The following is a 22,311-nucleotide window of genomic DNA, read 5'->3' as shown; positions in this document are numbered from 1 at the left end:
ACGTCACCGCAACATGGTCGCGCAGCCACCTTGAAACTGGCTGTGAGCCACCTGCTAGCGGGGTTTGGCCAGCGGGAACGGCAGCGTCTCGCGAATGCTGCGTCCGGTGATCAGCATCACCACGCGATCAACGCCCATTCCCAGACCGCCCGTCGGCGGCATCGCGTACTCCATCGCCTGCAGGAAATCCTCGTCAAGCTCCATCGCCTCGGGGTCACCGCCGGCCGCCAGCAGCGACTGCTCCTGCAGCCGCCTGCGCTGCTCGACGGGGTCGGTGAGCTCGCTGTACGCGGTGCCCAGCTCGACGCCCCAGGCCACGAGGTCCCAGCGTTCGGCGACCCCCGGAATGCTGCGGTGCGGCCGGGTCAACGGCGACACCGACGTCGGGAAGTCCTTGTAGAACGTCGGCTCCTTGGTGTGGTCCTCGACTAGACGCTCGTAAAGCTCCAGCACCACCGCGCCCGTGTCCCAGTGCGTGAGGTAGGGGACACCGGCCCTGTCGCAGAGCTTTCGCAGCGTGGCCAGATCCGTCTCGGGGCTGATCTGCTCGCCCACGGCGTCGGACACCGCGCCGTGCACGGTTTTGACTGTCCACTGACCGGAGATGTCGACCTTTTCGGACGTGCCGTCGTCACGAGGCCGGAGGAAGACGTGTTCGCCGTTGGCGGCCAGCGCCGCGTTCTGAATCAGCTCGCGGCACCCGTCGATCCATACGTTGTAGTCGGCGTGGGCCTGGTACGCCTCCAACAACGTGAATTCCGGGTTATGACTGAAGTCGACGCCCTCGTTGCGGAACGCGCGGCCCAGCTCGAACACGCGCTCGACACCGCCGACACACAAGCGCTTGAGGTAGAGCTCGGGCGCGATACGCAGGTACAGGTCGAGGTCGTAGGCGTTGATGTGGGTGAGGAACGGACGGGCGTTTGCGCCGCCGTGAATCTGTTGCAGGATCGGTGTTTCGACCTCTAGAAAGCCCTTGCCGACCAGGGTTTCGCGGATGGCGTGCAGCACGCCGCTGCGGGCACGGATGAGGTCGCGCGCCTCGGTGTTGATGGCCAGGTCGAGGTAGCGGGCGCGCACCCGCGCCTCCTGATCCGACAGCCCCTTCCACTTGTCGGGTAGCGGACGCAGGCACTTGCCGATCAGCCGCCAGCTGCCCACGATCAGCGATTGGATGCCGGCACGGCTCTTGCCCATCGTTCCGGTCACCTCGACGAGATCGCCGAGGTCGATCGATGTGGTGAAGTCCGCTGTGCTGCCGGTGTCCAGAGCTGAATTGTCAAGCAGCAGCTGGATTTCGCCCGACCAGTCGCGCAGCTGGGCGAACAACACCCCGCCGTAGTCGCGGATCCGCAGCACGCGGCCCGCGACGGTGACGGGCGACCCGTCGGCGGCTTCGGCTGCTTGCGCGACGGTGTGACTTGGCGCCTGACCGACCGGATAGGCGTCGACGCCGTTGCGTTGCAGATCCTTCAGCTTGGCCATCCGGACGCGCACCTGCTCGGGAAGCTTTGGCGCATCGCCGTTTTCGGGTAGATCCACTTGCAGCTCGGCGAGGTCGGGTGCGCTGCCGTCGTGATGCAACAGGCCCGTCGCGACCAGATTCTCCGGCGCCGCTATGTGTTGTCCGGTGTGCTGCTTGTTACGCCGCGAGAACGGCAACACCAGGAAACCCTCGGCGATCACCGAGGCGATGCCGACCCGCGGCACCAGCCGGGCATCTTCGTAGCAGGCGTAGCGCGGCACCCATTCGGGCTTGTACTTCATGTTGGACCGGTAGAGGGTCTCCAGCTGCCACCAACGGGAGAAGAACACCAACAGCGCCCGCCACAACCGCGCGACCGGACCGGCGCCGAGTTGGGCACCTTGTTCGAACGCCGACCGGAACATCGCGAAGTTCAGCGAAACGCGGGTGACGCCAATGTCTTCCGATTGCTGCAGCAGCTCAGTCACCATCAGCTCGATGGTGCCGTTGGGCGATTCCGGTGACCGCCGCATCAAATCCAGCGACACCCCGTTGGTTCCCCACGGCACCAGCGAGAGCATGGCCACCACGGTGTCCTGCTGCACGGCCTCGACCAGCAGGCAGTCGCCGTCGGCGGGATCGCCGAGCCGGCCCAGCGCCATCGAAAAGCCGCGCTCGTCTTCGGTGTCACGCCAGGTGTCGGCGCGCTTGATGACCTCGGCCATCTCATCGGGGCCGATGTCGCGGTGGCGCCGCATCCGCACCGTCAGCCCGGCCCGGCGCGCCCTCGTCACGGCTTGGCGGACCGCGCGCATGTCGGGACCGGACAATCGGAAACCGTCGGGATGCAGGATGGCCTCGTCGCCCAGTTGCAGTGCGTTCAGCCCCGCGCCGCGAAACGCCTCGGCGCCGGCCGAGCTCGCACCCATCACGCCGGGCGCCCAGCCGTACTCCTGGCACAGCCGCAGCCATGCCTCGATCGCCTGCGGCCAGGACTTCGGCTCGCCGACCGGGTCGCCGCTGGCGAGGCAGACACCCACTTCGACGCGGTAGGTGATCGCCGCGCGCCCGTTGGGTGCGAACACCGCGGCTTTGTCGCGCCGGGTCGCGAAATAGCCCAGGGAGTCGTTTTTCCCGAAGAGCTCGAGCAGGCCGCGGATGGCCGATTCGTCCTCTCCGGTGAGCGCGTTCTCCGACCGCTGCGAGCGGAACAGCACGATCGCAGCGACCATCAGGGCCAGCGCCCCGAAGAGCCCGAGCAGCGCGTTGACGAAGACGTGCGGGTGCTGGCCGTCGAAGGCGTTGGAGCCCACGCCGGCGAAGGCGGCGACGCGGTTGGCCGCATAGCCGAGGCGGTAGTCGCGTTGCAGCGTGCCGGGGAAGAGTTCCAAGAGGCCCCAGCCGATCAGGATCCCGATCGCCATCCCGGTGACGAGCGTCACCGCCGCCTTCAGCAGCGCGCCGCGGCGTGCCTTCGCCCAAAACTCCTTGCGGGCCAGCACCAGGAACACGACGGCGGCGATGTGGAACGCGAGACCGATCATTTCGCCGCTTTCCTGCATCCACGTCTCGTCGCCGGTGGCGATGTCGCCGACGTTCCACCCGATCGAGGCGACCATGTAGAGCACCAGAATCAGCCAGGCGATCCGCTTGCGGGCCGCCAGCGCGGCACCCAACAGCGCGAGCACGAACGCCCAGGCGAAGCTGGTGTCGGGGAAGTTGAACAGGTAGTCGTTGACGAACTCCCGCGGGATCTTGATGATCCAGCGCACCAGCGGCGAGAGGCTCGCGATCAGCGATAGTGTCGCGATGACGCCGACGGTCCAGCCTGCGGCCGCCGGTACCCAGGTGTACCGCGATCTCGGTCGTACCAGCAGCGGGCTCGTGAGCGTCATAGGCCGCGAGGATATTCGCTGATGCCGCGAATTTGGTGTGACCCGCGCGTAAACGGCAGCGGCAGCTACCAGACCGGGCCGGTGTGTTTCTCGCCAGGGCCCTGTCCGGGCTCTTCGGGTGCGGCGCTGGCTTCCCGGAACGCCAGTTGCAGGCTCTTCAACCCGTCGCGGACGGGGCCCGCGTGCGGGCCAAGGTATTCCGCCGACGCCGTGACCAGGCCGGCCAGAGCGGTGATCAGCCGGCGGGCTTCATCAAGGTCACGATGCGGGCTGTCGTCGGGGTCCGGCGCCGAGAGGCCCAGCTTCTCGGCCGCAGCGCTCATCAGCATCACCGCGGCTCGGGTGATGACCTCGACGGCGGGAATGTCGGCCAGGTCGCGGACTGACGGCTGAGCCGTCGATTCAGATGATGACGGCTGAGCCGTCGATTGAGGTGATGACGGCTGAGCCGTCGATTCAGGTGATGCCGAACCCTCTGTCACGCCTGCTAGACTGGCATGCGCGACCGCCCCGGCGCAGACCGGGACGAACAAGTGGAGTCCCAACTCCCACCGCTGACCGTATCGGTCCAGTGGTCCGGTCACAGGCACCTAGGTGTCTGTCCTGGTCGGCTTTGGGCCCTGCTTAGTGCAGGGCTTCTGTCGTTTTGACGGCAGAGCTGGTGGAGCTGGGGTTCCTCGAAGAGGACAACATAGGAGGCCCCATCAGCACTGAGACCCGTGTCAACGAGCGCATACGAGTACCTGAAGTCCGGTTGATCGGACCAGGTGGTGAGCAGGTAGGCATCGTACGCATCGAAGACGCCCTCCGCGTCGCCGCAGACGCCGACCTCGACCTTGTCGAAGTAGCACCGGACGCCAAACCGCCGGTCTGCAAGATCATGGACTACGGCAAGTACAAATACGAGACGGCTCAGAAGGCGCGCGAGTCTCGCAAGAACCAGCAGCAGACCGTCGTCAAGGAACAAAAGCTGCGACCCAAGATCGACCCCCACGACTACGAGACCAAAAAAGGCCACGTGGTTCGCTTCCTGCAGGCGGGTTCGAAGGTCAAGGTGACGATCATGTTCCGCGGACGCGAACAGTCCCGGCCCGAACTGGGCTACCGACTGTTGCAGCGGCTCGGCGCCGATGTGGCCGACTACGGCTTCGTCGAGACGTCAGCCAAACAGGACGGACGCAACATGACGATGGTGCTGGCACCGCACCGCGGCGCGAAGACTCGCGCCAAGGCGGCGCAACAAGCCGAAGCTCCCGCCGAGCGGCGAGCCGAAGAGCCCGACGCAACACAGACCTGACTGCAGAACTGAACGACACACGACAGGACACACACCATATGCCCAAGGCGAAGACCCACAGCGGCGCCTCCAAGCGGTTCCGGCGCACCGGCACCGGCAAGATCGTCCGCGAGAAGGCCAACCGTAGGCACCTGCTCGAGTACAAGCCGAGCACCCGCACCCGGCGCCTCGAGGGGCGCACCGGCGTGTCGGCCAACGACACGAAGCGCGTCAAGAAGCTGCTCAACGGCTAGCTTGCGGCCGTTTTCCAGCCGCCGACGACCTTTTAGACCGAACGAGAATAGGAACTACCCATGGCACGCGTGAAGCGCGCAGTCAACGCCCAGAAGAAGCGGCGGACAGTACTCAAGGCATCCAAGGGATACCGCGGACAGCGGTCCCGGCTGTATCGCAAAGCCAAAGAGCAGCAGCTGCATTCGCTGAACTATGCGTACCGTGACCGGCGGGCCCGCAAGGGCGAGTTCCGCAAGCTGTGGATCTCCCGGATCAACGCCGCGGCCCGCGCCAACGACATCACCTACAACCGGCTGATCCAGGGGCTGAAGGCCGCCGGTGTCGAGGTCGACCGCAAGAACCTCGCCGAGATTGCCGTCAGCGACCCGGCCGCCTTCACCGCTTTGGTTGAGGTCGCCAAGGGTGCTCTGCCTGACGACGTCAACGCTCCCTCCGGCGAGGCTGCCTGACACTCACCGAGCGCGCCGACCGGGTGGCGGCGGCGATCAAGCTGCACCGCCACATCGGTCGGCGTCGCGCCGGACGCTTTCTCGCCGAGGGCCCCAACCTCGTCGAGGCGGCACTGCGTCGCGATCTCGTCGTCGAGGTGTTCGTCACCGAGGCCGCGGCGGACCGCTTCGCGTCGCTGCTCGCTGATGCGACGGTTCACGTCATCACCGAGAAGGCCGCAAAAGCGTTGTCGGACACCGTGACCCCGGTCGGGCTGGTCGCGGTGTGCGAGACCCCGTCAATGAGCCTGGCCGACGTGCTGGCCGGCGCACCGCGCCTGATCGCCGTCGCCGCCGAGATCTCAGAACCCGGTAATGCCGGCACCCTCATCCGGATCGCCGACGCCATGGGCGCCGACGCCGTCGTGTTGGCCGGCAACAGCGTCGACCCCTACAACGGCAAGTGTCTGCGGGCGTCGGCGGGAAGCATCTTCACTGTTCCCGTGGTGGCCGAAACCGACTCCGCGGGAGCGGTTTCCACACTCGCCGACGCGGGGCTGCGGGTGCTGGCGACCACTGTCGACGGTGAGACCAGCCTCGACGAGGCCGATTTGTCCGGGCCCACCGCATGGCTGTTCGGGCCCGAATCACACGGCCTGCCTGCCGAATTGGCGGCGAAGGCGGCCCATCGTATCCGCATTCCGATGGGTGGCGGCGCCGAGAGCCTCAATGTGGCGGCGGCCGCGGCGATCTGCCTGTATCAGAGCGCCCGCGCCCACCGCGGTCAGTGACTTAGCTCAGCAAGCCCCTGGCGACGTGAGTGATCTGCACTTCGTTGCTGCCCGCGTAGATCATCAGCGATTTTGCATCGCGCGCCAGCTGCTCGACACGGTACTCAGTCATGTAGCCGTTGCCGCCGAACAACTGGACGGCGTCCATCGCGACATCGGTGGCGGCCTGGGAGCAATACCATTTGATCGCCGACGCCTCGGCCAGCGAAATGGCTGTTCCGGTTTGCGCCGCCTCGATTACCCGAAACAGCATGTTGCGCACATTCATCCGAGCGACTTCCATGTTGGCCAGCTTGAGCTGAATCAACTGGAACTGTGCGATCTCCTGACCCCACAGCTTGCGGCTCTTCGCATGTTCCACGCACAGCCTCAGACACTCCTCGATGACGCCGAGCGCCATCGCCGCCACGCCGATGCGTTCGGCGGAGAAATTCGACCGGGCACTGGCTCGACCGTCGCCTGCCGAGCTCTCTTCGGTTTCCCCCAGCAGCCGGTCGCGACCCAGCCGGACGTTGTTGAAGAACAGCTCACCGGTGCGCGAGCTGTGAATCCCCATCTTGCGGAATGGTTTTGACTGGACGAAGCCCTCCATGCCGCGGTCAAGCACGAAAGTCAGCACCTTGCGGTCGCGCTTGTCGGCGCCGTCTCCCTCGTCGAGCTTGGCATAGACGACGACCACGTCGGCGTCGGGCCCGTTGGTGATGAACGTCTTCTGCCCGTTGAGGATGTAATCCCCTGAGCCATCACGGACCACGTACGACTTCATGCCGCCGAACGCATCTGAGCCGGAGTCGGGCTCGGTGATCGCCCATGCGCCGACCTTCTCGTAGGTCACCAGGCCGGGCAGCCAGCGCTCCTGCTGCGCGAGGGTGCCGCGGCTGGCGATGGTCGGCACAGTCAAGCCGAGGCTGACCCCCATGCCGGTCACCACGCCCATGCACACCCGGCACAGTTCACTGACGACGACGAAACCCATGCCGGCAGAGGCGCTGTCGTCGCCGAACATCCCGCCCCCGGCACCCCCAGACTCCTCTGTGCCGTCGCGCATGCGGGCCAGCCGCTTCTCCAACGAATCGCGCGCGAGCGCGTCGATGCCGAACGCGGCGAACAGCTTGCGGATGATGGGGTAGGGCTCCATGTCGCCGCTTTCCAGCGCATCGACGTGGGGACGGACCTCTTTGTCTACGAACTCACGCACCGCGTCGCGCACAGCGATGTCGACATCAGACCACTCGAGCATGCGAGAAGCTTATGCGCACGCGAGGAGCAAAGAAGAAATGGGCGCACGCGAGGAGCAAAGAAGAAATGGGCGCACGCGAGGAGCAAGACATGGGCGGAGAGCGATAGGCCTCAGGCGGCGGTGCGCCTACCGCGCGCAGGGCGGAGGCCGGCCAGCGAGAACGTGGTGTGCACAAGAGAACCTGCGCGGTCGAGCAGGCTCTTGCGTCGCGGTACATAGTGCATCGGCAGGTCCCTGCGGTCACGCGGCGGCGCCATGAACGACGGCGCCTCGACCAACGGTGCGTCTTCGGGGATGCGGCCCGCCGCGCGGCGATAGGCCGCCAGCGCACGCGGATGCAGCCGAATCTCGTCGGGCACGACGACGAACGCCATCTCGACCAACTTGCCGAACAGCCGTAGCAACACTTCGTCGCCGGGTGTCCAGCGCATCCCCGCCTTTTCCCGCACGACCGGGTCGAACAGCCCGGCGGCGATCCACCGCTGTCCGGCCACCATCGGCTTGAAAAGCTGGTCCCAGATCGGCGTCGGCATCAACACGAACCACGGCTTGGGAATGCGGATCGAGAAGATGTCGAGCACGGCGCGGTTGATCTCCAACTCGTCGCTGCATACCCGGTCCCAGTATTCGCAGAACTCCTCCCAGGATTCCGGCACCGGCCGCATGCTCATGCCGTATTGCGCGTACCACTGCACGTGTTCGTCGAAGAGTCGACGCTTCTCGGCTTCGGTGAGCCCTCCGCAGAAGTACTCCGCCACCTTGATCACCAGCATGAAGAAGGTGGCGTGCGCCCAGTAGAACGTCTCGGGGTTCAGCGCGTGATAGCGCCGCCCGGCTGAGTCGACACCTTTGATCGTGGTGTGGAAGCCCTTGATCTGCTGGCCGGTTTCCGCCGCACGCTCCCCGTCGTAGACGACCCCCATGATCGGGTACACCGAGCGAGCAACTCGCTGCAGCGGCTCCCGCAGGAGGATGGAGTGTTCCTCGACGCCGGCACCGAGTTCGGGGTACATGTTCTGCAGGGCGCCGATCCAGACGCCCAACATGCCGGTGCGAAGATCGCCGAAGTATTTCCAGGTGAGAGAGTCCGGTCCGAGCGGATCGGCTGGTTTCGCACGCCTGGTCATTGTGCTGGCCGTCACATTTCCACGATACGAGTGACAACACATGTTGTCCACGATTGGGGCGCGCGCGTCGCAGTCGACATCAGCACGTGAGCAAAGCTAAATCCGGCCGGCGCCCACGGTGTTTGCCCGCCGAAAGAGCGGCGATTTAACCTTGGGCAATGAATGTCGAATCGTTCGACGAACGATCCGGCGCTATCGAAGAGGCAGACCCGGCACCGGACCACCGGCAGTCCAAGGGCCCACTCGGCTGGCTGCGCAACACCAATCACAACCCCGGGGTGGTCGACTTCGTGCGGCGGGCGCGCCGAGCACTGCCCGGTGACCCGGATTTCGGTGATCCGTTGTCGGCGGCCGGCGTCGGCGGGCCCAGTGCCGCCGCCCGTGCGGCGGACCGGTTGCTCGAGCGCAACGCCGCATCACGGGAGGTCAGCCTGGCCGGTCTTCAGGTCTGGCAAGCGCTCACCGAGCGGGTGTCCGGCAAACCCGCAAATCGCGAGACAACGCTCGTCTTCACCGATCTGGTCGGGTTCTCCGCGTGGGCATTGAAGGCCGGCGACGAGGCGACGCTGAAGCTGCTGAGGCGGGTCGCGCAGGTCGTCGAGCCGCCCCTGCTGGAGGCCGGCGGCCACATCGTCAAGAGGATGGGCGATGGAATCATGGCGGTCTTCGACGACCCCGCGACCGCGGTGCGCGCCGTTCGAACGAGCCTCGACGCTGTGAAAGATCTTGAGGTAGACGGGTATACGCCGCGCATGCGGGTCGGCGTCCATACCGGCAGACCGCAGCGCATCGGCTCCGACTGGCTCGGTGTCGATGTCAACATCGCGGCCAGGGTGATGGAGCGCGCCACCCGCGGGGGCCTGGTCGTGTCGCAGGCGACCCTGGACCGCATTCCCGACGACGAATTCCAAGCCCTCGGCCTGACCGCCAAGCGGATCCGCAAGCAGGTGTTTTTGTCCAGGCAGGACGGCGTGCCGACCGATCTGGCGATGTACCGCGTGAGAACTCGCAGAGAGTTGCCAGGTGAGGATGAGGAGGACGGGGACGTCGCCGACGCATAGTGGTCGGCGAAATGGTGTCTACCACGCTGCGGGCGCTGGCCCGGATACGCGTGACCGTCGTCTATGCGGTGATCCTGGCCGGCGTGACGACGGCGTTGCTGACCCTCACGCCCGCGGTTCAGAGCCGGATCATCAGCCATGCCAGCACTAACCTGCACAACCTCAGTCACGGCCACGTGGGCACGCTGCTGATCAGCGCATTCGTCGTTGACGCCGGCCCCTTCTACGTCTGGCTGCCCGGCCTGGTGTGCCTCCTTGCGCTCGCCGAGTTGCTGTGGCGCAGCCTTCGCGTCGTCGTGGTGTTCGCGGCCGGACATCTCGGAGCAACGCTGCTGGTAGGCGCCGGTCTCACCGCGGCCGTCGAGCTCGGCTACCTGTCGACCGACATCACCCGCGCCACCGATGTGGGGATGAGCTACGGCGCGTCCGCCGTGCTGGGCTCGCTGGGCGCGGCGATCCCGCCGCGGTGGCGGCCGGCATGGGCGGGCTGGTGGATCGCGGTCGCGGTGGCGGTGGCCGGCGTCGGCCGGGATTTCACCGACATCGGTCACGCGGTGGCGCTGTTCCTCGGCACGGCGATCGCCACCCGCTTCGGGCAGCCCACGGGCTGGACACCGTTGCGGTACCTGCTGCTCGTGCCGGCGGCGTCGTTCGGATTCCTGATGCTGGTTAACAGCGCCGTCGCGGTGCTCGTCTCGGTGGGGCTCGGTGTGCCGGGGGCGCTGATCGCCGAGGCGATGGCACGGCGGCTCGGTCGCCGGGCGGCGCGCGTCGCGTGACGTCGCTCTCGTCCGGCGATCACCTATGATCGCCGGGTGGCTGATCAGCCCATAGACCTATCCGAGGAAGCGCTGGCCAAAGCGGTCAGTGCGGCCAAGCATGCTTTCGATCTGGCCGACGATCTCGATGCCCTGGCCCGGGCCAAGACCGAGCACCTCGGTGACCGGTCGCCGCTGGCACTGGCGCGCCAGGCGCTGGGTTCGCTGCCCAAGGCCGAGCGGGCCGACGCCGGCAAGCGCGTGAACGTTGTCCGCGCCGAGGCGCAGCGCAGCTACGACGATCGCCTCGAGGTGCTGCGCGCCGAGCGCGATGCCGCAGTGCTGGTCGCCGAGAGCATCGACGTGACGTTGCCGTCGACGCGCCAGCCGCCCGGCGCCCGGCATCCGATCACGATCCTCGCCGAGCATGTCGCCGACACGTTCGTCGCAATGGGCTGGGAATTGGTCGAGGGGCCCGAGGTCGAGACCGAGCAGTTCAACTTCGACGCGCTCAACTTCCCGCCCGACCACCCGGCGCGCAGCGAGCAGGACACCTTCTATATCGCGCCCGACGGCTCGCGACAGGTGCTACGCACCCACACCTCGCCCGTACAGATCCGCGCGCTGCTCGAGCGCGAGCTGCCGGTGTACATCGTTTCAATCGGCCGTACTTTTCGCACTGACGAGTTGGATGCCACGCACACCCCGGTGTTCCATCAGGTGGAGGGCCTCGCGGTAGACAAGGGCCTGACGATGGCCCACCTGCGCGGCACGTTGGACGCCTTCGCCCGCTCAGAGTTCGGGCCGCACGGCCGTACCCGGTTCCGGCCGCACTTCTTCCCGTTCACCGAGCCGTCCGCCGAGGTCGACGTGTACTTCGCGAACAAGAAGGGCGGCCCCGGCTGGGTGGAGTGGGGCGGCTGCGGAATGGTGAACCCGAATGTGTTGCGCGCTTGCGGAATCGACCCCGAGATCTACTCCGGCTTCGCGTTCGGTATGGGGCTGGAACGCACGCTGCAGTTCCGCAACGGCATTCCCGACATGCGCGACATGGTCGAGGGTGACGTCCGATTCTCATTGCCGTTCGGAGTCAGCGCCTGATGCGGCTGCCCTACAGCTGGCTGCGGGATGTCGTGCAGGCAGGCGCCCCCGGTTGGGACGTGAACCCGTATGAGCTCGAGCAGGCCCTGATCCGCATCGGCCACGAGGTCGAAGAGGTCATCCCCGTCGGCCCGGTCAGCGGCCCCCTGACGATCGGCCGCGTCCTCGAGATCGAAGAGCTCACCGAGTTCAAGAAGCCGATTCGTGCCGTGAAGGTGGACGTCGGCGAGGATGTACCACGCGATATCGTCTGCGGTGCAACGAATTTCGCAGTCGATGATCTGGTAGTCGTCGCGCTGCCGGGGACCACATTGCCGGGTGACTTCGCGATCACCGCGCGCAAGACCTACGGCCGCACCTCAGACGGGATGATCTGCTCGACGGCCGAGCTGAACCTCGGCAGCGACCATTCCGGAATCCTCGTGCTGCCGGCGGGCACCGCCGATCCGGGCGCGCCCGCCGCCGCCGTTCTCGGTCTCGACGACACCGTCTTCAACCTCGCCATCACCCCCGACCGCGGCTACTGCCTCTCGGTGCGTGGCATGGCCCGCGAAATCGCCAACGCCTTCGACCTCGACTACGTCGATCCCGGCGACGTTGCACCGCTACCGGCCGAGAGTCAGGCGCTGCCGGTGTCCGTCGAACCCGGTACGGGTGTGGTGCGCTTCGGGCTGAGGCCGGTGACCGGGATCGACCCGACGGCGGTGTCACCATGGTGGCTGCAACGACGGCTGCTGCTCAGCGGCATCCGCCCCATCTCGCCTGCGGTCGACGTGACCAACTATGTGATGCTCGAACTCGGCCATCCCATGCACGCCCACGACCGCAACCTGATCACCGGCGGTTTCCGGGTCCGGTTCGCTGAACCCGGCGAGACGGTGGTTACTCTGGACGACATCGAACGCAGGCTTGACCCGGGCGACGTGCTGATCGTCGACGACGCCGCGACCGCCGCGATCGGCGGCGTGATGGGCGCGAGCACCACAGAAGTCAGCTCCAGCACCACCGACGTGCTGCTGGAGGCGGCGGTCTGGGATCCGGCTGCCGTATCGCGTACGTCGCGGCGTCTGCATCTGCCCAGCGAGGCCGCCCGCCGCTATGAGCGGGCCGTCGATCCCGCGGTCTCCGTCGCCGCTCTCGATCGCTGCGCGCTTCTGTTAGCCGAAATCGCCAACGGCACAGTAGAATCCAGCCTGACTGACTGGCGCGGAGATCCGCCCCGCGACAACTGGTCCCTGCCTCCGATCACTATGCCCGCCGATCTGCCGGACCGCACCGCGGGCGTGGATTATCCCGAGGGCACCACCAGCCGCAGGCTGACCCAGATTGGTGCCGACGTCATCGTCGACGGCGATCGACTGACCGCGACACCACCGAGCTGGCGACCCGACCTGAAACAGCCCGCCGACCTCGTCGAAGAGGTGCTGCGGCTGGAGGGGCTCGAGATCATCCCGTCCGTGCTTCCGCAGGCCCCGGCCGGACGCGGACTCACGCCAGTGCAGAAGCGCCGCCGCGCGATCGGAAAGTCGTTGGCGCTCAACGGGTATGTCGAGATACTGCCGACTCCGTTCCTTCCTGCGGGCGTGTTCGACCAGTGGGGTCTGCCAGCCGACGACGCGCGCCGCAGCACCACGCGGGTGCTGAATCCGCTGGAAGCCGATCGTCCGGAACTGGCTACCACGTTGCTTCCCGGCCTGCTGGAGGCGTTGGCGCGCAACGTATCCCGTGGTGCCGTCGACACCGCGCTGTTCGCCATCCAGCAGGTGGTCGAGCCCACACCGAAAACTGCTGCGGTCGATCGGATTCCGACCGATCGACGACCCACCGATGACGAGATCGCCACGCTCGACGCGTCGTTGCCCGACCAACCGCAGCACGTCGGCGTGGTGCTCACCGGTCTGCGCGAGCTGCCAGGACCGTGGGGTCCTGGCCGTGCCGTCGATGCCAGCGACGCGTTCGAGGCCGTCCGCGTCATCGGCCGCGCCGCCGGGGTCGAGCTGACATTGTCTGCAGCGCAGCATCTTCCGTGGCATCCGGGCCGGTGCGCCGCGGTGCTCGTCGGTGAAACCGTCATCGGCTACGCCGGCCAACTGCACCCCGCGGTCCTTGAGCGCAGCGGTCTGCCGAAGGGCACCTGCGCCGTCGAACTGAATTTGGACGCCATGCCGATCGTCGAGGCGTTGCCCGCACCGGCCGTATCGCCGTTCCCGGCGGTTTTCCAGGACGTCGCGCTGATCGTCGATGCGGGCGTCGCGGCCCAAAGCGTTGTCGACGCGGTCCGCGACGGCGCTGGAGAACTCCTGGAAGACGTGCGGTTGTTCGACGTCTACACCGGCCCGCAGATTGGTGAGGGGCGCAAGTCGCTGGCGCTCGCCCTGCGTTTCCGCGCCCAGGACCGGACGTTGACCGAGGACGAGGCCAGTGCGGCCCGCGACGCCGCGGTGGCTACGGCCGCCGAGCGCGTCGGTGCCGAGCAACGCCGCTGACCCTGAGGATTCGGCATGCGCAGTTGCAGAGCGCACCTGGCCACGCCAAAATCGCGGCTGGCTAGACCATGGTCGAGACGACGTGCTCGGCGATGGCCAGCGACGAGGTCGCGGCCGGCGAGGGCGCGTTGCGAAGAAGCACCACCCGTTCACGGACGCTGATCCGGAAGTCGTCGACCAGCCCGCCGTCAGGATCCAGCGCCTGGGCACGCACACCCGCCACCCCGGGCACCACATCGTCGTCATCGAGCTCGGGAACATAGGCGCGGGCGGCGGCGATGAACCGACGCTTGCTCAGTGAACCACTCATCTCCCGGATGCCGGTGCGCCAATGGCGGCGGGCGAAGCGCCAGAACGCCGGTGCGCCAGCCACGTCCAGCACATCGGGCACCGAGATCTTGCCCCACGTGTATCCCTCGCGTGCCAACGCGAGCACGGCGTTGGGGCCGATAAGGACCTCGCCGTCGACGCGCGGCGTCACATGCACTCCGAGGAAGGGATAGCGCGGGTCCGGCACCGGATACACCAGCCCGTTGACGAGGTTGCGCCGCTCGGGCTTGAGCGCGTAGTACTCGCCGCGGAACGGCATGATTACCAGTTCTGGGTCGTCGCCGGCCAGCTCGGCGAGCCGGTCGCTCTGCAGGCCGCCGCAGACGACCAGCCGGTCGAACACCTCGTCAACGGAACCGCTTGCGCCGCGCGCGGTTACGACGACCTCGTTGCTCGACGTCCGCAGGCCGACCACCTTGTGGCCGAGCAGCACCTTCGCCCCGTCGGCGACGGCATCGGCGGCGAGCGCCTGTGTCACCTCGGCGAAGTTCACGATCGACGTGGCGGGTGAGTGCAGTGCGGCGACCCCACGCACGTGCGGTTCCAGCTCGCGCAGCTCGTCCGGGCCGATGACGCGCACCCCTGGGACGCCGTTGGCGAGCGCCCGCTTCTCGATGTTGTCGAGCCGTGCGCGCTCGACGTCATCGAGCGCGACGAGGACCTTTCCGCACGCGATCCGCCGGAGACCCCGCTCGGCGCAGAACTGCTCGAGCAGCCCGACGCCACGACGGCACAGCACCGCCTTGTGCGACCCGGGCTCGTAGTACAGCCCGGCGTGCACGACACCGCTGTTGCGACCGGTCTGGTGTGCGGCGAGCCGGTCCTCTTTCTCGAACAGCGTCACGCTCGCGCCGGGGTGCGTCTTGATGATCTGGCGGGCGATCGCGACGCCCAGGATGCCGCCGCCGACCACTGCCACCCGGTCGGTCATCGCGGCGGCGGGCATAGTGCCTATTGTGTCGCGGACCTAATTGGTTTGCAACAGGCTGCATAAACATGCAGAATCACTGTATGACTTCTGTGGCCGTGGCCGGGGCCAGCGGATATGCCGGCGGCGAGATTCTTCGGTTGCTGCTCAGCCACCCCGGCTACCTCGATGGGCGGTTGACCATCGGCGCGCTCACGGCCGCCGCGAGCGCGGGCACCACGGTGGCCGAACACCACCCGCACCTCCTGCCGCTCAGCAGTCGGGTGCTCGAGGCCACCGACGTCGACGTGCTGGCCGGCCACGACGTCGTCTTCCTGGCGCTGCCGCACGGCCACTCGGCGACGCTGGCCGACCAACTGAGCGCCGACACCGTGATCGTCGACTGCGGCGCCGATTTCCGGCTCACCGACCCGACCGCGTGGGAGAAGTTCTACGGCTCCGCCCACGCCGGCAGCTGGCCATACGGCCTGCCTGAACTGCCCGGCGCACGCGATCGGCTTCGAGGAGCCACCCGCATCGCAGTACCCGGCTGCTATCCGACGGCGGCGCTGCTGGCATTGTGGCCCGCCATCGCCGAGGACCTGATCGAGCCGGCCGTGACCGTCGTCGCCGTCAGCGGCACGTCTGGCGCGGGGCGCGCGGCGAAGACCGATCTGCTCGGCGCCGAGGTGATCGGGTCCGCCCGCGCCTACAACGTCGGCGGTAAACACCGGCACACTCCCGAGATCGCTCAGGGCCTGCGTGCCGTCACCGACATGGAGGTGACGGTCTCGTTCACGCCCGTGTTGATCCCCACCTCGCGCGGCATCCTCGCCACCTGCACCGCCCGTACCGCCGCGCCGCTGTCGGAGCTGCGCGCGGCCTACGAGAAGGCCTACGACGGCGAACCTTTTGTGCACCTGCTGCCCGACGGCCAGCTTCCGAAGACCGGCGCGGTGCTCGGAAGCAACGCCGCGCAGCTCGCCGTCGCCGTCGACGAAGACGCAAGCACCTTCATCGCGATCGCAGCGATCGACAACCTGGTCAAAGGGACCGGCGGCGCGGCCGTGCAGTCGATGAACCTCGCGCTCGGCTGGCCCGAGACCGAAGGCCTTTCGATCGTCGGGGTGGCGCCGTGACCGAAACATCGTCGGGCACCACCAGGCTCGTGCGCACCCAGGGCGTCACCGCCCCCGAAGGGTTCCGCGCCACCGGAATCGCCGCAGGCATCAAGGCCTCCGGTGCACTGGACATGGCGCTGGTCTTCAATGAGGGTCCGGACTACGCCGCCGCAGGCGTGTTCACCCGTAACCAGGTCAAGGCCGCGCCGGTGCTGTGGACGCAACAGGTGCTGACCACCGGGCGGTTGCGCGCGGTGATCCTCAATTCCGGTGGTGCGAACGCCTGCACGGGTCCCGGCGGATTCCAGGACAGCCACGCCACCGCCGAGGCCGTCGCCGCCGCGTTGTCCGACTGGGGCACCGAGACGGGTGCCATCGACGTCGCCGTGTGCTCAACGGGTTTGATCGGTGACCGGCTACCGATGGACAAGCTGCTCGCCGGTGTCACCGAGATCGTGCACGAGATGGCGGGCGGGCTGACCGGTGGTGAGGAAGCCGCCAGGGCCATCATGACCACCGACAAGGTGCCCAAACAGGTGGCGCTGCACCACGCCGACAACTGGACGGTCGGCGGGATGGCCAAAGGTGCTGGCATGCTGGCCCCGTCGCTCGCGACGATGTTGTGCGTCATCACCACCGACGCGGTCGCCGACACGGCAGCGCTCGACTTTGCGCTGCGGAAGGCAAGCGCGTTGACGTTCGACCGGCTCGACGTCGACGGCAGCTGCTCGACCAACGACACGATCCTCGTGTTGGCCTCGGGCGCAAGCGCGGTCGCGCCGAGCCAGCACGACCTCGACGATGCCTTGTTGCAGGTGTGCGACGACCTGTGCGCCCAACTGCAGGCCGACGCCGAAGGCGTCACCAAACGCGTGCTCGTCACGGTCACAGGCGCCGCAGACGAGTCCGACGCGCTCACCGCCGCCCGCGTGGTGGCGCGCGACAGCCTGGTCAAAACCGCATTGTTCGGCTCCGACCCCAATTGGGGTCGGGTGCTGGCCGCGGTCGGCATGGCGCCCGTCCGGCTCGACCCGCAGCGGATCAGCGTGTCGTTCAACGGTTCTCCGGTCTGCGTCGACGGGGTCGGCGCGCCGGGCGCACGCGACGTCGACCTGTCCGGCACCGATATCGACGTCACGATCGATCTGGGTGTCGGCTCCGAGAGCGCCGCTGTGCGGACCACCGACCTGTCGCATGGTTACGTCGAGGAGAACTCGGCGTACAGCTCATGACTCCGTCCGATGTCGCCGGCCCTGCGGCTCCGGTATCCACCCAGACCAAAGCCGACGTGCTTGCCGCGGCTCTGCCGTGGCTCATACAGCTGCACGACAAGATCGTCGTCGTCAAGTACGGCGGCAACGCAATGACCGACGATGCGCTGCGCCAAGCGTTCGCAGCCGACATGGTGTTCCTGCGCAACTGCGGCATCCATCCGGTCGTCGTGCACGGCGGCGGCCCGCAGATCAGCGCAATGCTGAAAAGGCTTGGAATCGCGGGCGATTTCAAGGGCGGCTTCCGCGTGACGACACCCGAGGTGCTCGACGTCGCGAGGATGGTGTTGTTCGGCCAGGTGGGTCGCGAGTTGGTGAACCTGATCAACATGCACGGCCCCTATGCCGTCGGCATCACCGGCGAGGATGCACATCTGTTCACCGCCGTGCGACGCAGCGTCACCGTCGATGGGGTGGATACCGATATCGGCCTTGTCGGCGATGTCGAGCGGGTGAACACCGCGGCCGTACTCGATTTGATTGCGACCGGCCGCATTCCGGTGGTATCGACCATCGCACCCGACGCGGACGGCATTGTGCACAACATCAACGCCGATACCGCCGCGGCGGCGTTGGCCGAAGCGCTCGCAGCCGAGAAGCTGCTGATGCTGACCGACGTCGAGGGCCTCTACACCAGCTGGCCTGACCGCAGTTCGCTGGTCAGCGAGATTGACGTCGCTGCACTGACGCAATTGTTGCCGACCCTGGAGGCCGGCATGGTGCCGAAGATCGAGGCCTGTATGCGAGCCGTCACCGGCGGTGTGCCCAGCGCACATGTCATCGACGGGCGCGTCGAACATTGTGTGCTGGTCGAGTTGTTCACCGGTGAGGGAGTGGGCACGAAGGTGGTGCGTCCGACGACGATGCCGGAGCGAGATACGAACTCCGGTGTGGGGGCACCTCCCGCTTGCGGGGGAGAGTCGGACAGGAGAGGTGAAGCGTGACGCTCACACAGCGCTGGGAACGCGTGATGATGAACAACTACGGCACTCCGGCTGTTTCACTGGCCAGCGGGGACGGCGCCGTGGTCACAGACGTGGACGGTAAGTCGTATCTCGACCTGCTGGGCGGTATCGCGGTGAACGTGCTCGGCCACCGTCATCCGGCCGTCATTGAAGCGGTCACCCAGCAGATGAACACGCTCGGTCACACCTCAAACTTCTATGCGACCGAGCCGGGCATCGCGCTGGCGGAAGCATTGGTCGGGCTGCTGGGCACCGAGGCGCGGGTTTTTTTGTGCAACTCCGGCACCGAGGCGAACGAGGTCGCGTTCAAGATCACCCGGTTGACGGGCCGCACGAAAATCGTTGCAGCTGAGGGCGCTTTCCACGGCCGGACAATGGGATCGCTGGCCTTGACCGGCCAACCCGCCAAGCAGGAGCCGTTCGCGCCGCTGCCGGGTGATGTGGTGCACGTCCCGTACGGCGACGTCGCCGCGTTGGCCGAGGCGGTCGACGACACCACCGCGGCGGTTTTTCTCGAACCGATCATGGGGGAGGCCGGCGTCGTGGTTCCCCCGGACGGCTACCTGGTCGCCGCCCGGGAACTCTCGACGACGCGGGGCGCCCTGTTGGTCCTCGACGAGGTACAGACGGGAATGGGCCGCACCGGAACGTTTTTCGCACACCAGCGCGACGGGATCACACCCGACATCGTGACCCTGGCAAAGGGACTCGGTGGCGGCCTGCCGATCGGTGCGTGCATTGCCGTCGGACCGACCGGTGACCTGCTGACACCGGGGCTGCACGGCAGCACGTTCGGCGGCAACCCGGTCTGCGCGGCGGCGGCGCTGGCAGTCCTGCGGGTCCTCGCCGACGACGATCTGGTGTCACGCGCCGACGTGTTGGGCAAGACGCTGCACCACGGCATCGAGTCACTGCACCATCCGCTCGTCGGCCACGTCCGCGGGCGGGGCCTGCTGCGCGGAATCGCGCTGACCGCACCGGAAGCCAAGGCGGTGGAGGCGGCCGCGCGGGACGCCGGTTTTCTGGTGAACGCCGCCGCGCCCGACCTGGTCCGGCTGGCGCCGCCGCTGATCATCACCGAGGCCCAGATCGGCGAGTTCCTCACCGCGCTGCCGGCCGTGCTGGACAAGGTGGCGTCATGACGATCCGACACTTCCTGCGTGACGACGACCTCTCGCCGCAAGAGCAGGCCGAAGTGCTGGCCCTGGCCGCGGAATTGAAGCATTCTCCGTTCGCCCGCCGGCCGCTGGAGGGACCGCGCGGCGTCGCGGTCATCTTCGACAAGAACTCGACGCGCACCCGGTTCTCCTTCGAGATCGGCATCGCCCAGCTCGGCGGTCATGCCGTCGTCGTCGACGGCCGCAGTACCCAGCTCGGCCGCGACGAGACATTGGAGGACACCGGAAAAGTGTTGTCCCGCTATGTCGAAGCCATCGTGTGGCGCACCTTCGGCCAGGACCGGCTGACGTCGATGGCCGCCGGTGCCAGCGTGCCGGTCATCAACGCGCTGTCCGACGAGTTCCATCCCTGCCAGGTGCTTGCGGACCTGCATACGCTCGCCGAGCGCAAGGGCGGGTTGAAGGGCCTGCGGCTGTCGTACTTCGGCGACGGGGCCAACAACATGGCCCACTCACTGATGCTCGGCGGTGTAACGGCCGGTGTCGACGTCACGATCGCCGCGCCCGCCGGCTTCGAACCCAACCGTGAGTATGTCACCGCCGCCGAGGAGCGGGGCCGGTTGACCGGCGCCTCGGTGACAGTCAGCTCCGACGCCGCCAAGGCCGCCAAGGGCGCCGACGTGCTGGTCACCGACACCTGGACCTCGATGGGGCAAGAGAACGACGGGCTGGATCGGGTAGCGCCGTTCAAACCGTTCCAGGTGAACGCCGAGCTGCTGGCGCTGGCCGACCCGGATGCCGTTGTGCTGCACTGCCTTCCCGCTCATCGGGGCTACGAGATCACCGACGAGGTGATCGACGGGCCGCACAGCGGCGTGTGGGACGAGGCGGAAAACCGCCTGCACGCCCAGAAGGCGCTCCTGGCTTGGCTGTTGGAGCGATCATGACGGCAGGCAGGGCCCCGGAAATCAGTGCCACCCGGGCGGGCCGGCAGGCGCGCATCGTCGCGATCCTGTCGTCGAACTCGGTGCGCAGCCAGACCGAGCTGGCGGCCATGCTGGCGGCCGAGGGAATCGAGGTCACTCAGGCGACGCTGTCGCGTGACCTCGAGGAACTCGGCGCGGTCAAACTGCGCGGGGCCGACGGCGGTGTCGGGGTCTACGTCGTGCCCGAGGACGGCAGCCCGGTGCGCGGCGTTTCCGGTGGCACCGAACGGCTGTCGCGGATGTTGGGCGAACTGCTCACAGCGACCGACGCCAGCGGCAACCTGGCAGTGTTGCGCACCCCACCGGGGGCCGCCCAGTATCTGGCCAGCGCCATCGACCGCGCGGCCCTGCCGTACGTCGTCGGCACGATTGCCGGTGACGACACCATTTTCGTGGTCGCACGTGAGCCGATGACCGGCGCCGAGCTGGCCACCCGCCTCGAGAACCTTCAATAAAGCTGTTATCAAAGGAGATTGGTTACATGTCCGACCGCGTCATCCTCGCGTATTCCGGGGGTCTGGACACCTCAGTGGCGATCAGTTGGATCGGCAAGGAGACCGGCCGCGAGGTGGTTGCGGTCGCCATCGACCTCGGCCAGGGCGGCGAGGACATGGAGGTGGTGCGGCAACGCGCGCTGGACTGCGGGGCGGTGGAAGCCGTCGTCATCGACGCGCGCGACGAGTTCGCCGGCGAATACTGCCTGCCGGCAATCCAATCCAACGCGCTGTACATGAACCGCTACCCACTGGTGTCGGCGCTGAGCCGGCCGCTGATCGTCAAGCACCTCGTCGAAGCTGCGCGACAGTACGGCGGCGGGGTCGTCGCGCACGGCTGCACCGGCAAGGGTAACGACCAGGTCCGGTTCGAGGTCGGGTTCGGGTCGCTGGCCCCGGATCTGGAGGTGCTGGCGCCGGTTCGCGACTACGCCTGGACGCGGGAGAAGGCGATCGCGTTCGCCGAGGAGAACGCCATCCCGATCAACGTCACCAAGCGTTCCCCGTTCTCCATCGACCAGAACGTATGGGGCCGGGCGGTGGAAACCGGCTTCCTCGAACATCTGTGGAACGCCCCGACCAAGGACGTCTACGACTACACCGAGGACCCGACCGTCAACTGGAGCACGCCCGATGAGGTGGTCGTCGGCTTCGAGCGCGGCGTGCCGGTGTCCATCGACGGCAGGCGGGTGACCGTGCTGCAGGCGATCGAAGAGCTCAACCGCCGCGCCGGCGAGCAGGGTGTGGGTCGGCTCGACGTCGTCGAAGATCGGCTCGTCGGCATCAAGAGCCGCGAAATCTACGAGGCCCCCGGCGCGATGGTGTTGATCACCGCGCACACCGAACTCGAACACGTGACGCTGGAGCGTGAGCTGGGCCGCTTCAAGCGGCAGACCGATCAGCGCTGGGGCGAGCTGGTGTACGACGGGCTGTGGTTTTCGCCATTGAAGCGGGCGCTCGAGGCGTTCGTCGCCGAGACCCAGCAACACGTCACCGGCGAGATCCGAATGGTGTTGCACGGCGGACACATTGCGGTCAACGGGCGGCGCAGCCCAGAGTCGCTCTATGACTTCAACCTCGCCACCTATGACGAGGGCGACACGTTCGACCAGTCGGCGGCCAAGGGGTTCGTGCACGTGCACGGTCTATCGTCGAAGATCGCCGCCCGAAGGGACCTCAAGTAACGGTGAGCACCAACGAGGGGTCGCTGTGGGGCGGTCGGTTCGCCGACGGCCC

At 67.3% G+C, this 22,311-nt stretch carries 20 protein-coding genes; 15 read left to right on the top strand and 5 right to left on the bottom strand.

The genetic code is table 11. The annotated features are described in order from the left end of the window. Positions 1 to 54: 54 nt before the first annotated feature. Together lysX and A5651_RS21420 are read right to left on the bottom strand one after the other, a co-directional pair. The gene (gene lysX / locus A5651_RS21425; RefSeq protein ID WP_066985726.1) at positions 55 to 3,360 is read right to left on the bottom strand and encodes a bifunctional lysylphosphatidylglycerol synthetase/lysine--tRNA ligase LysX; all 3,306 of its coding nucleotides are present in this window, start codon (positions 3,358 to 3,360) and stop codon (positions 55 to 57) included. Positions 3,361 to 3,425: 65 nt separating this feature from the next. Beyond that, positions 3,426 to 3,734 (bottom strand): DUF1844 domain-containing protein, encoded by a 309-nt coding sequence (locus tag A5651_RS21420; protein ID WP_066985762.1) that lies wholly within the window; start codon positions 3,732 to 3,734, stop codon positions 3,426 to 3,428. Between the two features lie 329 nt (positions 3,735 to 4,063). Here A5651_RS21420 and infC point away from each other — a divergent pair, with 329 nt between their 5' ends. From infC to A5651_RS21400, 4 genes are read left to right on the top strand one after another with little or no spacing between them, the layout of a single operon-like run. Next, the gene (infC, locus tag A5651_RS21415; protein WP_197496718.1) at positions 4,064 to 4,657 is read left to right on the top strand and encodes a translation initiation factor IF-3; all 594 of its coding nucleotides are present in this window, start codon (positions 4,064 to 4,066) and stop codon (positions 4,655 to 4,657) included. A 38-nt stretch (positions 4,658 to 4,695) separates the two neighbouring features. After that, positions 4,696 to 4,890 (top strand): 50S ribosomal protein L35, encoded by a 195-nt coding sequence (gene rpmI, locus A5651_RS21410; protein ID WP_066985723.1) that lies wholly within the window; start codon positions 4,696 to 4,698, stop codon positions 4,888 to 4,890. Positions 4,891 to 4,950: 60 nt separating this feature from the next. Further along, a complete protein-coding gene (rplT, locus tag A5651_RS21405; RefSeq protein ID WP_066985720.1) occupies positions 4,951 to 5,340 on the top strand; it encodes a 50S ribosomal protein L20 in 390 nt (129 codons plus the stop codon). A 23-nt stretch (positions 5,341 to 5,363) separates the two neighbouring features. Next, complete coding sequence (locus tag A5651_RS21400; protein ID WP_066985717.1) at positions 5,364 to 6,110, top strand: RNA methyltransferase; 747 nt, start codon at positions 5,364 to 5,366, stop codon at positions 6,108 to 6,110. A 1-nt stretch (position 6,111) separates the two neighbouring features. Here A5651_RS21400 and A5651_RS21395 read toward each other — a convergent pair whose 3' ends face one another. Together A5651_RS21395 and A5651_RS21390 are read right to left on the bottom strand one after the other, a co-directional pair. Beyond that, a complete protein-coding gene (locus A5651_RS21395) occupies positions 6,112 to 7,350 on the bottom strand; it encodes an acyl-CoA dehydrogenase family protein (protein WP_066985714.1) in 1,239 nt (412 codons plus the stop codon). 110 nt (positions 7,351 to 7,460) lie between these two features. Beyond that, complete coding sequence (locus A5651_RS21390; protein ID WP_066985711.1) at positions 7,461 to 8,477, bottom strand: oxygenase MpaB family protein; 1,017 nt, start codon at positions 8,475 to 8,477, stop codon at positions 7,461 to 7,463. Between the two features lie 158 nt (positions 8,478 to 8,635). Here A5651_RS21390 and A5651_RS21385 point away from each other — a divergent pair, with 158 nt between their 5' ends. From A5651_RS21385 to pheT, 4 genes are read left to right on the top strand one after another with little or no spacing between them, the layout of a single operon-like run. Beyond that, entirely contained in the window at positions 8,636 to 9,538 is a 903-nt protein-coding gene (locus tag A5651_RS21385) for an adenylate/guanylate cyclase domain-containing protein (RefSeq protein ID WP_066985709.1), read from the top strand. Positions 9,539 to 9,549: 11 nt separating this feature from the next. Continuing rightward, positions 9,550 to 10,317, top strand: a complete 768-nt coding sequence (locus A5651_RS21380) for a rhomboid-like protein (protein WP_066985755.1) — start codon at positions 9,550 to 9,552, stop codon at positions 10,315 to 10,317. Positions 10,318 to 10,353: 36 nt separating this feature from the next. After that, positions 10,354 to 11,397, top strand: a complete 1,044-nt coding sequence (gene pheS, locus A5651_RS21375) for a phenylalanine--tRNA ligase subunit alpha (protein WP_066985706.1) — start codon at positions 10,354 to 10,356, stop codon at positions 11,395 to 11,397. Continuing rightward, a complete protein-coding gene (pheT, locus tag A5651_RS21370; RefSeq protein WP_066985703.1) occupies positions 11,397 to 13,883 on the top strand; it encodes a phenylalanine--tRNA ligase subunit beta in 2,487 nt (828 codons plus the stop codon). Before pheS ends, pheT begins: the two co-directional genes overlap by 1 nt. A gap of 61 nt (positions 13,884 to 13,944) precedes the next feature. On the opposite strand, the gene lhgO is transcribed toward pheT, so the two are convergent. Then, positions 13,945 to 15,144 (bottom strand): L-2-hydroxyglutarate oxidase, encoded by a 1,200-nt coding sequence (gene lhgO, locus A5651_RS21365; protein WP_066985752.1) that lies wholly within the window; start codon positions 15,142 to 15,144, stop codon positions 13,945 to 13,947. An 80-nt stretch (positions 15,145 to 15,224) separates the two neighbouring features. Here lhgO and argC point away from each other — a divergent pair, with 80 nt between their 5' ends. From argC to A5651_RS21330, 7 genes are read left to right on the top strand one after another with little or no spacing between them, the layout of a single operon-like run. After that, positions 15,225 to 16,259: an N-acetyl-gamma-glutamyl-phosphate reductase gene (argC, locus tag A5651_RS21360; RefSeq protein ID WP_369803986.1), complete on the top strand. Its 1,035-nt coding sequence runs from the start codon at positions 15,225 to 15,227 to the stop codon at positions 16,257 to 16,259. Then, positions 16,256 to 17,473, top strand: a complete 1,218-nt coding sequence (gene argJ, locus A5651_RS21355) for a bifunctional glutamate N-acetyltransferase/amino-acid acetyltransferase ArgJ (protein ID WP_066985696.1) — start codon at positions 16,256 to 16,258, stop codon at positions 17,471 to 17,473. Before argC ends, argJ begins: the two co-directional genes overlap by 4 nt. After that, positions 17,470 to 18,456: an acetylglutamate kinase gene (argB, locus tag A5651_RS21350; protein ID WP_066985693.1), complete on the top strand. Its 987-nt coding sequence runs from the start codon at positions 17,470 to 17,472 to the stop codon at positions 18,454 to 18,456. The genes argJ and argB overlap by 4 nt, the downstream gene beginning before the upstream one ends. Next, on the top strand, positions 18,453 to 19,619 hold the full coding sequence (locus A5651_RS21345; RefSeq protein ID WP_066985690.1) for an acetylornithine transaminase: 1,167 nt from the start codon (positions 18,453 to 18,455) through the stop codon (positions 19,617 to 19,619). The genes argB and A5651_RS21345 overlap by 4 nt, the downstream gene beginning before the upstream one ends. Beyond that, the gene (gene argF, locus A5651_RS21340; RefSeq protein ID WP_066985687.1) at positions 19,616 to 20,542 is read left to right on the top strand and encodes an ornithine carbamoyltransferase; all 927 of its coding nucleotides are present in this window, start codon (positions 19,616 to 19,618) and stop codon (positions 20,540 to 20,542) included. Before A5651_RS21345 ends, argF begins: the two co-directional genes overlap by 4 nt. Beyond that, the gene (locus A5651_RS21335) at positions 20,539 to 21,036 is read left to right on the top strand and encodes an arginine repressor (RefSeq protein ID WP_066985685.1); all 498 of its coding nucleotides are present in this window, start codon (positions 20,539 to 20,541) and stop codon (positions 21,034 to 21,036) included. Before argF ends, A5651_RS21335 begins: the two co-directional genes overlap by 4 nt. 26 nt (positions 21,037 to 21,062) lie before the next feature. Next, the gene (locus A5651_RS21330; protein ID WP_066985681.1) at positions 21,063 to 22,259 is read left to right on the top strand and encodes an argininosuccinate synthase; all 1,197 of its coding nucleotides are present in this window, start codon (positions 21,063 to 21,065) and stop codon (positions 22,257 to 22,259) included. Positions 22,260 to 22,311: the final 52 nt, after the last annotated feature.

It is taken from the genome of Mycobacterium sp. 1274761.0, from assembly GCF_001668615.1.
In the GTDB taxonomy this organism is placed as follows: domain Bacteria; phylum Actinomycetota; class Actinomycetes; order Mycobacteriales; family Mycobacteriaceae; genus Mycobacterium.
The sequence above is the reverse complement of the archived record's forward strand: the minus strand, read 5'-3'. Positions and strand labels throughout refer to the sequence as shown.